At 67.6% G+C, this 14,390-nt stretch carries 6 protein-coding genes and 1 pseudogene; 2 read left to right on the top strand and 5 right to left on the bottom strand.

Annotated features, from left to right (window positions below; all coding sequences use genetic code 11):
• Positions 1-715, top strand: a pseudogene (locus IEY86_RS27045) (IS630 family transposase); the annotation flags it as partial.
• Between the two features lie 337 nt (positions 716-1,052).
• Here the strand turns inward: IEY86_RS27045 and IEY86_RS27050 are convergent.
• Positions 1,053-1,766 carry a hypothetical protein gene (locus IEY86_RS27050; RefSeq protein ID WP_189134487.1) on the bottom strand — a complete coding sequence of 238 codons (714 nt, stop codon included), beginning with the start codon at positions 1,764-1,766 and terminating at the stop codon, positions 1,053-1,055.
• Complete coding sequence (locus tag IEY86_RS27055) at positions 1,738-8,025, bottom strand: hypothetical protein (RefSeq protein WP_189134488.1); 6,288 nt, start codon at positions 8,023-8,025, stop codon at positions 1,738-1,740. Before IEY86_RS27055 ends, IEY86_RS27050 begins: the two co-directional genes overlap by 29 nt.
• Before the next feature lie 897 nt (positions 8,026-8,922).
• On the opposite strand from IEY86_RS27055, the gene IEY86_RS27060 reads away from it, so the two are divergent.
• Positions 8,923-10,305: an MFS transporter gene (locus IEY86_RS27060; protein ID WP_189134489.1), complete on the top strand. Its 1,383-nt coding sequence runs from the start codon at positions 8,923-8,925 to the stop codon at positions 10,303-10,305.
• A gap of 124 nt (positions 10,306-10,429) precedes the next feature.
• Here the strand turns inward: IEY86_RS27060 and IEY86_RS27065 are convergent, their stop codons facing one another.
• From IEY86_RS27065 to IEY86_RS27075, 3 genes are all read right to left on the bottom strand, one after another.
• Positions 10,430-11,086 (bottom strand): hypothetical protein, encoded by a 657-nt coding sequence (locus IEY86_RS27065; protein WP_189134490.1) that lies wholly within the window; start codon positions 11,084-11,086, stop codon positions 10,430-10,432.
• Positions 11,087-11,273: 187 nt separating this feature from the next.
• Positions 11,274-13,355: a helix-turn-helix domain-containing protein gene (locus IEY86_RS27070; RefSeq protein WP_189134491.1), complete on the bottom strand. Its 2,082-nt coding sequence runs from the start codon at positions 13,353-13,355 to the stop codon at positions 11,274-11,276.
• Positions 13,356-13,408: 53 nt separating this feature from the next.
• Positions 13,409-14,197, bottom strand: coding sequence for a 3-hydroxybutyrate dehydrogenase (locus tag IEY86_RS27075; protein ID WP_189134492.1), 789 nt, complete (start codon positions 14,195-14,197; stop codon positions 13,409-13,411).
• Positions 14,198-14,390 lie beyond the last annotated feature (193 nt).

Genomic DNA, 14,390 nt, shown 5'->3' on the forward strand with positions numbered 1-14,390 from the left:
CGGGGGTGTGGCGGCTGCTGCACCGGCATGGGTGGTCCTGGCAGTGTCCGGCCCGCCGAGCTCTGGAGCGCGATGAGCGCGCGTGCAGTTGTGGAAGAAGGACGTGTGGCCGCAGGTGGAAGCACCGCGGCGGCGCTCGGGGCCCACATCGTCTTCGAGGACGAAGCCGGGTTCGCGATGACGCCGCCGCGGGCTCGCACTTGGGGACGGCGCGGGCGCACGCCCGTCGTCAGGGTCCGCGGCCGGTCCCGGCGGCGTATTTCCATCGCGGCGATGTGCTGTTACCGGCCCGGCGAACCGTCGCGGCTTATCTACCGTCCGCGGTTCCACATGCCGTTCAAGGGCGCGCGCAAGAGCTTTGCCTGGACCGACTACCGTGACCTTGCGGTTCGTGCTCATCTACAGCTCGGCACCCCGATTGTTCTTATCTGGGACAATTTGAACACTCATCTGGCTGCCGGGATGCGGCAGTACGCCGCCGATCACGACTGGTTAACCCTCGTCCAACTGCCCAGTTATGCACCGGACCTCAATCCGGTGGAGGGCATCTGGTCACTCCTGCGGCGCGGGCCGCTGGCCAACACCGCCTTCACCGACCCCGACCAGCTAGAGCGCACTCTTCGCCGGAGCCTGAGCCATATCCAGCGCCCACCCCGAACTCATCGACGGCTGCCTCGCCGGGACCGGCTTGACCCTCACCCCACACCCGACATGAACCCGAAAACCTCAGTAACCAAGTCCGTCAAGGATCAATTCGACCTCAGTCCGGGGACGGGGCAGGGCGATCAAGGCGAGGTTGTTGTGGAAGTGCTCTCCAACCGGCCTGCACGCCAACAAGCTTGACCCATGTCTGGGCATCCAGCTGAATGCTCCCGAAACCTGGACATGATCGTTGGCGCCGAGACGTTCAGGAAGGCGACGACGGCACCCCACCGATCGAGGAGGCATGCTCGCGCTGCCCCCTCAGCACAACACGCCGAAACAGTCCGCCAATTGCACGAGGCCGTCATGAACTGCCGAGGTCAATCAGCAGCAACAGATCTCCCCCGCCCTCACACAGGACCACCGGACTCGCTCTCTGACCGATTCCCGGGCAGACGGTCCTCAAGTGCTCCCCGGGCTTCTGCGAGCTGAGCCTCGGCACGCAGGAGGTCATTGATCAACTTCGAGAGCCCGGTATCCCCCGCTGCTGGTTGACCGTCAGCATCACCGGCGTACGTTTCGAGGGTCCGTGCCAACTCGAGGATCGCATCCCGCGCGGCTCGCTGCTCGTCGTCTTCGACATGGTCAGAGAGCCTCAGCCACTTCGCCTCACTGTCGGCGGCTTCCCGTGCAGCGACTGTGACGATCGTACGTACGACGCGGCGGACGATCTCCTCAAGGTTCAATGCGATCCGAAGCAGCGGCGCTGCTGCCATGTCGTCCTCGCTGGGTTCACTCCCCCGCTGGAACATCCGGTAGAAGTCCCACGGATCTTGAGGCTCGCTCAGCCGTTCCAGAGCGGTGAAGACGGGCTCGAACGTGTCGAGCGGCGGTCTGGAGATGGGGAGTGCCGCCCGGTGGTTCCAAAGCGCGAGCACAGCGGTCGCCGTTTCACGCCGTACGTCGTCAGCTTCCGCCTCAGAGGCTGTCTCGGCGCGGATGATCAAGTCGCCGATGTGGTGGGCCATCCATCGGCCCAGTACATCGTGGTCCGGGAGGCTAGCTGCGATCTCTTTGCCCAGTTCGAGGGTGCGCTCAAAGCTCTCCGCATCTTCCGGAGTCATCGAAGAGGTAAATCTTGTAGGACCTTTCGCGTGGGGGGAGGGATTCGTCATCGTCTGGGTCGTACCTCACCGAGTAGGGCTCATTGTGGTCTTTATGAGTGCGGTCGATCATCACTTCAACGATCATGCTGCGTCCGGTCAGGGAAAGGATTTGCTGGAGGGCATCGCGCCGGATTTCCAGCCGCTGTCCCTCAGTTCCTGTTACTCGGTCCGAGCTGGTCGCGGCTGTGTCGTCCCAGACAGTGCTGCGGAGGGCGAGGCCGTCGGCACGGGTCCATTCGCGCATGTCTGCGTCCGGTTCCAGCCCAAGCAGACCGATGAATTCCTCAACGGGCCGGTACGGCGGGTACCGGACCCCGCCGGCTAGCGGGTCTCTGTTGTCCTGGCCTTCGCGGCCGTCCGGGACGGCAATCCATCCCGTCAGTTGGAAGCCTTGGGTATCGAACTGGTACTCACTGTCGTCGGCGTCCGGGATGCGGTATGCCATGTACGAAGGGGCGGTCTGCAGGGCGAGCGCGAGCGCCCTGGCCTTTTCGGGAGTGACCAGAGCGCTGCGGATCAGGACTTGTTGCGCGGCCTCATAGCTCGTGTCGTCGGAGCTCTCCCAGACCGTGACCCACCCGTCGCTCGCCAGGAGACGCTCACTGAAGTGCTGGCTGTTCAACCGCCAGATCCAGTCGGGTCTTGGTGAGTCGTATGGTCCCTGGAAGACGCTTTGGGGCGAGGGGTCTCGCCGGTCGGCAAGCCATCTGCCGTCTTCGCGCGTGAGTAGGAAGTCACCGAGCCAGTCGGTGAACAGGTCTGTGTCCGCCTCGCTGTCCTGGTACACGGGATGCGTCTTCAGCAGTTCCCCGGCGACAGTCCACACGGCGTGGGTGGAGAGATAAAAGTCTAGATCGTCGGCGTCCGGCCAGGTCGTATGGTGGGCGAAGGTGCTTCCTTCCCTGTACAACTTGAGCGCGTAGCGCGGGTCGTCCTCATGTACGCCACGACAGGCGAGCTGCCAGGTGGCCGTGATGGTGTGCCCGACGAGTCGCAGGACCGTCTCCTCTGAGATCCCGAAAGCCTCCCCTAGCGGTTTGCACCAGCGGTCTTTGAAGTCCCAGTCGAACCGGAAACCGCTCGGCTCAAGTGCGAGGGATCCCTCATCCGCGTCACTCGGTTCCCTTGCCCTGCATTCAGCCCATGACTGGCTGACAACATATCTCGGTCTGTTGATGCTGCGCACGATGTCGAGTTCGTCTGCTGTCAGACTTCCGTAGCCGGAAGAGGCCAGGGCGAGGCAGATCGCTTTCGCGCTTTCCTGCATCACGACATGCGGTTCATCATCGAAGACGACCTTACGCAGCAACGGCTCGAATTCGATCAGTCCTTGATGCGTTGCCGTGTTCTGAGCGGCGCGTGCAAGGGCGAAGAGCAGCCATTGGAGGGCGTGTCGGTCGTAGAAAGGCAGACGGGCATCGTGGAACGGGGTGACGTCAAGAGTGCCCAGCGCGAAGCGCTGCAGCGCGTCGAGTTCTTCTTTGCAACCGAGTTCGGCGAGGAGTCGGACGCAGTGCGCCGCCCGCCATCTAGCGCCGTGCTCGGGGTCACCGAGAACCGCCCATAGATAGCCTGCGAAGCATTCTGCAGCCGCTGCTGGTTTGGCGGGAAGATCGGCGAACATCCCCTCGGCCGAATCCTCGGGGGCGAGGCCCGCCAGCATGGTCCCGCAGTCGTCCAGGACGACCTGCGCCTGTACGCCGGTGAGCCGTGGAGCGAGCCGGGCCGCCAGGTAGTAGCACTCCTCGGGGAGGAACGCAGCAGGCTGCGATCCGAGTTCCCGGAGTGCCGTTCCGAGCAGATCCGCATCAGGTGTGCCGGCCAGACCGGCGAGCCCTTGTAGTTTGATCGGCTCGTAGCCCTTTGTGGTCAGTTCCCGGCTGAACCGCGTGGTGACCGTGTCAGCGAGGTGACGTAGTTGCTGGCGGGCGGCCAGGGGCAGCAAGGGCAGCTCTTCCAGCCTCTGGACCAGATGTGTGTAGTCGAAGGTGCTGAGGTGGGGGTTGGACTGGAATGCGATGAGCATGTCGTCGAGTTTGCGCAGGGGGACCCTGACCGCGTGGTCGATGACCTGCTCCATACGCAGCAAGTGGCCCGATCCGCGAACCAGTTGGCGAGCCTTCTCCCAGCCCTCCGGGGTGGAGAGATCACACGCTGCTAGGGCAGCCTCCAACTGTCGCGTACGCGCCATCCGCCCTTCGTCCTCGTCACCCCGCGTCCACCGGGGAGAGCTGTAGCCGGACGACGCTGAGAACGCGATGTTGCGGGACCGGACGGCGAACAACGTGCCGGAGAGGTCGATGCCCAATTCGCTGGTGGCGTGGTCAAGGCGTTCGAAGGACTCGCTGCTGAAACGACGTGCCCGCAGGAACTCTCCCAGAATCCCGGCGATGCGTTCGCCGTCGTCGGGAGCCTCGCGAAGGGCTCGTTCAACGAGCTGGAGGGCGCCGACTCGGTACTCGTCGAACGGCACCGTCGCCAGAGCAGTGACCGCGGAGGGAGCAAGCGGGCCCGCTTCCTCGTCGAGAAGTGCCTGAATGAACGGACCCTCAGAACACAACCGACGGTCACGCCAACGGGAGGCGACGACTGTCGCGGTCGTCGGGTTCAAGCGGCCCATGACGCTCAGGACCGCGGCGTGATCCATTCCGTCCCCGAGATAGGGCTGAATGCTCTCGGCAAGCTGTGCAACGCGATATGCGCGGCGATCGTCGTCGTGATTGCCCTCGGAGGCTCGGCGAGCGACGGTGAGGACGCTCCCCCACAGCACATGTACGTCGTCGCCCACGCGGTCGGTCAGATCGATCGCCCTGGTGAAGTAGGCGTGAGCCTCGCGTATGTCAAATCGCTGGACTGCGCGAGCGAGTTTCACCATCTGCTCCGCCTTGTACTCAGCACTGTCCTGTGTGGTGTCGAGCGACGCAGCGACGGACTCCGCGAGTTCGACAGCGATGTGCTGCAATTCATCGACGGGGGCCGCTGCGCGGACGGCGTCAATCAGGACTTCGTCTGCAATGTTCCTCTGCGTGGCCCGGTACCAGTCGAGCAGGAGCTGACGCGTCACGTCGGACGAGCCGAAGGCGAGAATCCGGACACCGAGTCGTGCGACTCCTCGATAGAGGAAGTACGGCACCTCATGTCCACCATGCTGTCCCGGCATGGAGGCCACGAGATCCCGGAACGGGACTTCTGTGTCGCCGGAGGCTCCGACTAGGCAGTCGGTCCAGAGGCTCGCCCAGGCACCGAGGGGCACGACGCTCTGCTCGTGGTCGTTCAGTGTGCGCGAGTACGTATGAGGATGTTGCCGCGCTTCCAGGACGTCGTCGCCCGCAAGCATGTCTGCGTCAAAGGGCTGCCTCCGGATCTTCGAAAGCAGTGCGAAGCCGCACAGGAGGGCAAGTGTGTCGGTGTTAAGGCCGTAGCGGCTTCCGGCACCCCGGCCCAGGTCGTCAGGGAGATTGAGACGCAGGATCCGTTCGGCCTCCGCGTCCGACAGCACGCCGTGGCGCAGCCCCATGGCGATGATCCAACCGACCGCCGGAAGTGCCTTGTTCTCCTCCGGGACACCCGGATGTCGGCGAAAGGAGACGGGTCTGCGTTGGCGCTTCAGCATTCTCACCAGGCGCCGCGCAAGCGGTGCCTGGCACACGAGGTTGGCCTGCCAGGCGGCATAGGCGACGGCGAACTGGAGGTACTTCAAGCGCGTGGCCGCGTGGCCGAGGGCCTCCAGTTCCTCGGTACGGCCCGAGTCGGCTAACCGGGTAGTGATGATCGCTCCAGCTTCGAAGCCAACTCGATTGGGGCGCCATCGGGCCAAGTACTCGGCGCACGCCTCCACACCGTCGGTGTTGAGTAGCCCGAAGGCGACTTCAGCAATGTCCGCCGCGGTGACGTGGTGTCGGTGCGGATCGTCGTCGTCAGGCCGCCGCACCCATGCCTTGAGCCATTCCGCCGCGCTGCGCAGTCGACTGCGGGCGAAGTCGGTCTGGCCTGCGGCGAACGAGAGCAAGGCGCCTTCGAAGTGAAGGTTGGAACCTGGCCAGTCCGCGGCAAGGCTGCGGTTCGCCACTATGTCTTCGACCGTGCTGGCGTCCAGGAACGCGCCCGCCAGATCGGTATTGCTCCTCAGCAGATGAAGCCGACGAGAGTGCCCGGCGGCCAGGCTTCCAGCCTTGATTGCAAGCCGGGCCGCCTCCCATTCCTTGCCCACGCGTAGCGTGGCCTTGAGGGCGAACTGAGCCCGCTGCTGAGCGATCTCCCGTTGTTCCAGATCGTCCCCCTCGGGGAGGGCGCCGTCGGTCATCGCCAGCTCAACCAGGGTGTCGACCTGACCGGCCTCCCACAGCAGTTGCGGCAAAGAAGCTGCCACATACGGTTCGCCTGCGGCGAGCGGCGTCAGGCGGTCAATGAAGTCAATCAGGGACTGGCCGGTCGGACGATACCTCGTTCGAAACCAAGTCTCGGTCGGTTCGTCACGGAACTGCAGGGCGTCACCATCGACGAGCAGAGGGCGGCGGAGATCCGCTGCGAAGCTGTGGATGACCGAGGCCGGCACGCCGCACAGCTCGGCCAGAACGCCTACGGGGATCCTCGGCCGGAGTGCGGCCATGGCCTCGCACAGTCGGTCGATCTCCGCACTCAGATGATGGTTGGCGTCCTTACACTGGTCCACCAAGCCCTGCAGGAGTTCGTCGAGCAAGGAGACGTCGGGATGTCTCGCCTCCCCGAGAGAGGCGAGACAGGACTCGAGGTCCGACGTCGTGCTGAGAACGAACGCCTGGACCCGGGGGTTGCCGCCGGTACGACGGTGGAACTCGGCCGCCTGTGCCTCCGTGACCACTCCGAACACCGACGCCAAATGCTGCCTGGATTCGGCGACGCCGAATCCCGCGAGCTCGATTCTGTGGACACCAGGCGGCGGTTCCAGCAGATCGACGCGTTCGGTGCGGCACAGCATGACGAGTCGCACGTTGTCCGGTAGTGCCTCCCGCAACAGGTCTGCGACGAAGGCGCGCTCACCACCATCTCTCGCGATGAGAGCCGCATTGTCGGCCGCGTCCACTACGAGAACCAAGAGCGCTCTCGGGGTGGAGGCCGCGATGGCTTCTGCCGCGCCCCGGACTCTCACCACGAATGCCTTCGCGTAATCGGTCGGCTGGGCCGTACCAGCCGGAATCAACGGATCGCAAAGGGCATGCGCAGCAAGCTCATTAGCCAGCTGGACCAAGCCTTGTTGATGCTGGTGGCGGGGCGAGCTGGAGCGACGGTAACTCCCGTTCCCGAAGCAGTCGTAGACGAGAGTGATGGAGCCCGCCGGCAAGTTCCGTTCAATCTGCGTGGTAAGTACAGATTTCCCGACACCGCCGGCCGCGTGGACAATGACAGGCCGCGGGGCGAGCCGCACGATGTCATCGACGATCGCACGAGTCTGCGGAGTCGCAATGACGCGTCCGGGCAGGTCGATGAGGTTGGGGGCAGGCAGAAGGCGCTCTGGTGGGACCCCGAGAGCAGTAAGCACAGTGGAGCGGTCGACGACGTGATTCGTCTCCAGCGAGGTCGCGCGTCGCGCGATCATCTCTTTCAGCAGAAGGGGCTGCACATCGGGAGCGCCGGGCAGAAATCCGGCTAGATCCAGCCGGAACAGCCCTTCGAGTCGCAGCAAGCCTGGCGCTGTGGGATCCACTTGCAGCTGATTGAAGAAACCGGCTTCGCCGTCTCCGTCGTCCGAGAACCCCGCATATTGTTTGAGAAATTTGACCTCGTGAGCGTAGTCGCCGAGCTCACCGCCCACTGCCAGAACCCTGATCGCACGCAGAACGGAGTCGCGGACCGGCCGGTTGGATAGGAACTCGAAGATGACCTTCCGCTCAAGTCCCGGCGACTCCAGCTTGATTCGTCGGTACTTCTCTGCAAACCCGCTGACGGTGCCGCCAAGTCCCGACACGGTCCACTCCTCGGTGGCCCGCGCAGTCGAATGCTTCAGCTGGCGATACACCACGCGGTTCGCTTCGCGAAGTCCGGTCGCGCCGTAGTACTCGGCGATGTCAATGACGTCTTCACCGTCGCGCCCCGCCGTGTCATCCTGCGACACGCCCTCGATGGAGATCGCAGTCAAATCTGCACCAGGGAGCAACAGCTTCAGCGCCTGCCGAGCCGCCCAGTGATAGTGGAACTGATCGCCGTCACGGCTCGCACGCAGAAGATCGGTGTCAGGCATGCCCACTCCCGGCAGACCTCAAAGCGACGGAATCGGGCAAGGGTTCCCTCACATCACCACAGACCAAGACGGCACAAGCCTGCACACGCTACTCATGTCTCCCTGATTCCGGCAACGCATCCACCGACGCATCGTGTCCGAAACGATCGACGCGGATTCAAGACAGCGCTCGCAGCTCCCCTCGCCGGGTGTCAACGGCCGCGGTATGGGCGTTGCGGGCGCAGACAAATAGGAGCCGGCCCATCAGAAACCGCCTCGCCAAACCCTCCAGACTCTGCGACTGTGAACAGTGCCGTTGGCCCTACCCAACCCAGTCGAGTCTCGCTCAACCCACAACCAAGATCCGGACCATATGCGGGCCAGAGACCGCCAGATCCACATCGGCCGTCACATTCGCGCTGGTCAGCGCCATGCAAGCCGTGTACCACCAGCAGACCAAGAATCTGCTGGGGCGAACGCGCACCGCGCCAAGCGCAGGGCCTTGCCCATGTCCCCGGCGGCTGAGCGAAAGGGCCGGACTCGGTCTCTCAGTCCGGTCACCGCCACGCAACGACTCCGAGTCGATCAATCCCAGATGCCCGAGTTCAACGGAGCGTAGTCAGCACCAAGTCAGCACGGGACAGGTGAGGACGGGTGATGACGTGGGCTTTTAGTCAGCACTAAACCAGCACGGGAGTCAGCACCGCACCGTCAAATCACCCTGAACTACGCGTCCCGGGCGGCACTCGTTTGGACCACCATCGATCCCCTGAACCGCCTTTCCACGAGCCAGCATGGTGGCCGCACGCACCTCCACACGCAGAACTATGGTGTCCCACTACATGTGCCCCTGACCTGCGGATTCCTACGGTATGGCGACACGAACACGTCCCCGTCACACCCCAGGAAGTGGTGCCGATGTCGTCGCCCGCAGCCGCTCCACCAGCCCCCGCCAGCCTCAAGCGCATCGTCGCCGCCAGCCTCATCGGCACCACCGTCGAGTGGTACGACTTCTTCCTGTACGGCGCCGCCGCCGCACTGGTGTTCAACAAGCTGTTCTTTCCCGGCTCCGACCCCCTCACCGGCACCCTGCTGTCGTTCCTGACCTACGCGGTGGGCTTCGCCGCGAGACCCGTGGGCGCCCTGGTCTTCGGCCACTACGGCGACCGCCTCGGCCGCAAGAGGCTCCTCGTGCTGAGCCTGCTCCTCATGGGCGGGGCGACCTTCCTCATCGGCTGCCTGCCCACGCACGCCACGGTCGGCGCGGCGGCGCCGGTTCTGCTGACCACACTGCGCCTGGTGCAGGGCTTCGCGCTCGGCGGTGAGTGGGGCGGCGCGGTACTGCTCGTCTCCGAGCACGGCGATGCCCGCCGCCGGGGTTTCTGGGCCTCCTGGCCGCAGACGGGCGCTCCGGCAGGGCAGTTGCTCGCCACCGGTGTGCTGTCGTTCCTGACCGCCGTCCAGTCCGACGCCGCCTTCGAGTCCTGGGGCTGGCGGGTGCCGTTCCTGCTCTCGGGCGTCCTGGTCGTGGTGGGTCTGTGGATCCGGCTGTCGGTCGACGAGTCACCTGTCTTCAAGGCGGCGCTGGCGCAGGCCGAGGCACGCAGGGCCGATGGGGCAGTCGAGCGCATGCCGCTGATCGCGGTGCTGCGCAACCACTGGCGCGATGTGCTGGTCGCCATGGGGGCGCGCATGGCGGAGAACATCTCCTACTACGTGCTGACGGCGTTCATCCTCGTCTACGCCACCGACCACGCGGGCCTGGAGAAGCAGACCGCGCTCAACGCCGTGCTGATCGCCTCCGCCGTCCACTTCGCGGTGATCCCGGTGTGGGGCGCGGTGTCGGACCGGGTCGGGCGCCGGCCGGTGTACCTGCTGGGCGCGGTGGGTGTGGGCCTGTGGGCGTACCCGTTCTTCTGGCTGATCGACACCAGGGACTTCGGCGCGCTGATTGCCGCGGTGACGGTGGGCCTGTTCTTCCACGGCGCGATGTACGCGCCCCAGGCGGCGTTCTTCTCGGAGATGTTCGCCACCCGGATGCGGTACTCGGGGGCGTCGATCGGCGCGCAGTTCGCCTCGGTCGCGGCGGGTGCCCCGGCCCCGCTGATCGCCACGGCGCTGCTGTCCTCCTCCGGAGGCTCCTCCCCCATCTCGCTCTACGTGGCGCTGGCGGCGGTGGTCACCGTCGTGGCGGTCCTCGCCGGGAAGGAGACCCGCGAACGGGACCTCAACGACGTCGAGGCGAGTACGCCGGAGGGCGGGGCGGCGACGGCGGCGGACGCGGCGGTCACCGTCCGCTGAGCCCCTGCTCCCGCCTCCTCCCCTCCGTCAGGAACCTCTGTGTCAGGTGTGTCAGGGCCCTTGGGAGCCCCGCACCACCCCTTCCCGGGGCGGTGCGGGGCTCCCTCGGTGTCCGCGCACCGGGCTACGGCATCATCAGCATGCCCCCGGCGTCGCCGAGGATCCCGGCGACCGGCAGACGGGACTGCTGCTGCGTCGGCGCGACTCCGACCTGCGCCTGGGGCTGCCCGTCCATCCGGGGCGAGGTCAGGCTCACGTTCGGCATCGGGAAGCCCGACATCCCGAACATGTCCGGGATCGGGTCCCCGGCGGGCGCGACGACGTCGGCCTCGGGGCCGCTGGCGTGCAGCGGCACCTCCGGGGTGCCGACCTGGGCGACGTTCTTGCGGCCGTCCGGGGACACACCCGGCACCGGCGCCGCGACGGTGGCCGCCGGGCCGTCACCGTTCGTGGCGAGCGAGGGCAGCAGGGGGTGCGGAAGCATCTGCCCGTTCTGGTAGTTCGCCGGGCCGGGAGGGGCGACCGGCACGGCGGGCACCGATCCCTCCACGGCGGGTGAGTCCACCGGCAGCGCCGTCTCCATCGTGTTCAGGGGCACCATCAGGGGGACCCTCTGGCGCACCGACTGGCTCGCCACGTCGAGGGAGCCGCTGCTCCGGCCGGCGCCGGGGGCGGAGGCCTGGTCCTGGGCGTGCGCACCGGCTGCGGGGGCGACCGCGGCCACCGCTGCGGCGGCGCAGACCGCCATGGCCGCAAACGCTCCGCGCGAGGTCATCTTCATACTGGTTGCTCGTCCTTCCGAACGCGTCCGACTCTCCTGGCGTCCTGAGTGAACGAGCCATGCCGCGGCAAGTGTGCGGCGCACCCATGGCAATGCACTCGAAAGGCGCACAGTCTCCGCATTCCCGCGATGGGATGATCGGCCGCTGGTCATACCCGCGACGCGGGGGCGTACCGCCGAACAGGGGTCAGTCCCCGGACGTCGGCGCGGACCCGGCGGGACGAGCGGCCATGGAGCCCTCACACGTGGACAGGCGCCTCAGCCGCAGCGCCAGCTGGATCTCCAGCGCCCGCTCGGGGCACTGCCAGTCGCCACCGAGCAGCCGCCCTATGCGCTCGACGCGCTGCGCGACCGTGTTCACGTGCACATGGAGCTCGTCCTTGGTCCTGACCGGGCTCATGCCCGAGGCGAAGTAGGCACGCAGGGTCCGCTCCAGCTCAGTGCCGCGCCGGGCGTCGTAGTCGAGGACGGGGCCGATGGTACGCCGGACGAAGCCCTCCACGTCCCTGGTGTCGGCGAGCAGCAGACCGAGGAAGCCGAAGTCCGCCGGGGCGGCGGCCTCCCCGCGGCGGCCGAGCACCCGCAGGGTCTCCAGGCAGCGGCGCGCCTCGGCATGGGCGGCGGCGAGCGCCCGGCGGCCCGCCGCCGGGGCGTCGACGGGTGCGGAGGAGCCCACAGTGACGGGGGCGTTGACCGCGGCGCCGAGTTCCTTGGCCACCCGGCGCGCGGTCGCGGACGCCGAGACCTCCTCGGCGGGCAGCAGCAGGACCGTTCCTCCGTCGCGGGCGGAGGCCAGTCCGTGCCCGACGGCGGCGAGATGGGACGCGGCGGACCACAGGCGCTGCCGGTCGGCCGCGTCCTCCGCGCCCGTGGGCCGGTCGATACGGGCGGTCAGCAGGGTGTACGGGGCGTCGAGGTCGGCGCCGAGGCGGGCGGCGCGCTCCCTCATCAACCGCGGGTCGCGGTCGGGGGCGTCGAGCAGGTCGTCGAGGAGTTCGCCGCGCACCCGCTGCTCGGCCTCGACCGCCGAGCGGCGCGAGAGCAGGAGCAGGGAGGTGACCATGGCGGCGCGCTCCAGGGTGCGCTGGTCGATGGGATCGAGGTCCGGGTGGCCGCCGAGGACGAGGGCGCCCAGGGGCTCTCCCCCGGCGGCGACCGCCGCCACCCAGAAGTCGCCGTGCCGCACCGCGTGCCCGTCCTCGCGGGAGCGGGATACCGCCTCCTCCAGCGGCCGGTCCGGCTGCTGCACCACCCGTACGTCGCCGGAGAGCACCTCGGACAGCGCCGAGGCAACCTCGCGCACCCCGCCGCCGCGCAGGACGACCTCGGTAAGCCGGTCGTGGACCTCCGAGGCGCGTTCGATCGCGGCGCTGTGGTTGCGGATGATCTCGTTCGCCGCCCCGAGCTCGGCGAGGGCGGAGCGGGTCTCCTGGAGCAGGTTCGCCGTGTCGATTGCGATGGCCGCGTGGGTGGCCAGGGAGGACAGCAGGGAGATCTGCTCGCGTTCGAAGACCCTGGCCCGGCGGTCGGCGGCGAAGAGCACGCCGATGACGTCGCGGCCGAGCACCAGCGGGACACCCAGGATGGCCACCAGACCCTCGTCGTGGACGGCGCTGTCGATGGGGCGGGTGTGCTGGAAGCGTGCGTCCTCGAAGTAGCTCTCGGTCACGTACGGCAGGGCGGTCTGCGCGACGAGGCCGCCCAGCCCCTCACCCATGCCCAGCCTGACCCGCTGGAAGCGGGCGGAGACCGAGCCGGCCGTGACCCGCATGTAGGTGTCGCCGGCCGCGGTGTCGTTGAGGCTGAGGTAGGCGACATCGGTGCCCAGCAGGGATCTGGCCCGGTGGACGATGGCCTGCAGGACCGAGTCGAGGTCGCGCAGCCCCGCGAGGTCGTTGGCCGTCTCGAACAGCGCGGTCAGCTCGGTCTCCCGCCTGCGGCGGCCCTCGATCTCGTTGCGCACCCGAAGCGCGCTGAGCCTGGCCCGCTCCAGGGCGGCGACGTGCTCGGGGGCGGCCCCCGCCGCCCTGGCCCGCCGCAGCGGCAGTTCGTACTCCTCGGCGGCGGCGCCGCGGACCAGCAGCTCGAGGTAGGCGGCCTCTCCGGTCGGCTCCGGCCCGGCGGGCCGACCGGGCCGGTCCGGGGTCCGGTCCTCGACTCCCTCGGCGGCTCGGTCCTCGGACCGGTCGCCGGCTCGGCCTTCGGGCCGGTCCTCGTGATGCTCCTCGTGACGGTCCTCGGGCAGATCGTCGGGCTGATCGTCGTGCATGGACCAGGGATACCGTTTCGGGTTCGGTGGCGCCACAGGTTGGCAGGGGGTGGTCAGTGGGCGGTCCAGCCGCCGTCCATCGCCAGGGAGGCCCCGGTGACGAACGACGACTCCGGCGCGCACAGGTAGGCGACGGCCTCGGCCACCTCGGCGGGCTCGACCAGCCTCTTGAGCGCCGAGTCCGCGAGCATGACGTCGGTGAGCACACGTTCGGGCGCGATGCCGTGCGCGGCCGCCTGGTCCGCGATCTGCCGCTCCACGAGCGGGGTCCGCACATAGCCGGGGCTCACGCAGTTGGAGGTGACCCCGTGCTCGGCGCCCTCCAGCGCGATCACCTTCGACAGCCCTTCGAGGCCGTGCTTGGCCGTGACATAGGCCGACTTGTAGGGCGAGGCCCGCAGGCCGTGCACGGAGGAGATGTTGACCACGCGGCCCCACCCCTGCCCGTACATGTGCGGCAGGGCGCCGCGCACCAGGCGGAACGGTGCCTCCACCATGATCCGCAGCACGGTGGAGAAGACCTCCGGCGGAAACTGCTCGATGGGCCGAACCAGTTGGATCCCGGCGTTGTTGACGAGGATGTCGGTGCCCGCGGCGCAGCTCTCCGCCGCGTCGAGGTCGGTGAGGTCGAGGACGAGCGGTTCCAGGGAGCCCGGCAGGGCCGGCAGGCCCTCGGCGAGATCGGCGAGCGCTTCGGCGTCGCGGTCCACCGCGCGGACCTTGGCCCCGGCGGCGGCCAGCCGCAGGGCGCACGCGCGGCCGATGCCGCCGGCCGCGCCGGTGACGAGTGCGGTGCGTCCGCCGAGGTCCACGGCGACGGTGCGGGGCAGGCTGGTCGTCATGGTCGAGACCTTAAGGAAGCTCGGGACGACGGCCGATGTGGCGCCGCGACACACTTGGTCGCGTGAGGGTGGCGGCAGGACACATGACCGGTCCGCTCCGCATGCCGTGAAACGTGCCGATTCGGGTACCGGCGTGCGAGCCGGACGTTACTCTCCGGACGGGGAATGCGTCCGGGGGAACGATCCGAGGGGG

Origin of the sequence: Wenjunlia tyrosinilytica (assembly GCF_014646055.1) — a bacterium.
Classification (GTDB): Bacteria; Actinomycetota; Actinomycetes; order Streptomycetales; family Streptomycetaceae; genus Wenjunlia; species Wenjunlia tyrosinilytica.

Coding starts and splice junctions, on each gene's coding strand:
- IEY86_RS27050 (WP_189134487.1), bottom strand. CDS start 1,766: ATGACTCCGGAAGATGCGGAGAGCTTTGAGCGCACCCTCGAACTGGGC.
- IEY86_RS27055 (WP_189134488.1), bottom strand. CDS start 8,025: ATGCCTGACACCGATCTTCTGCGTGCGAGCCGTGACGGCGATCAGTTC.
- IEY86_RS27060 (WP_189134489.1), top strand. CDS start 8,923: ATGTCGTCGCCCGCAGCCGCTCCACCAGCCCCCGCCAGCCTCAAGCGC.
- IEY86_RS27065 (WP_189134490.1), bottom strand. CDS start 11,086: ATGAAGATGACCTCGCGCGGAGCGTTTGCGGCCATGGCGGTCTGCGCC.
- IEY86_RS27070 (WP_189134491.1), bottom strand. CDS start 13,355: ATGCACGACGATCAGCCCGACGATCTGCCCGAGGACCGTCACGAGGAG.
- IEY86_RS27075 (WP_189134492.1), bottom strand. CDS start 14,197: ATGACGACCAGCCTGCCCCGCACCGTCGCCGTGGACCTCGGCGGACGC.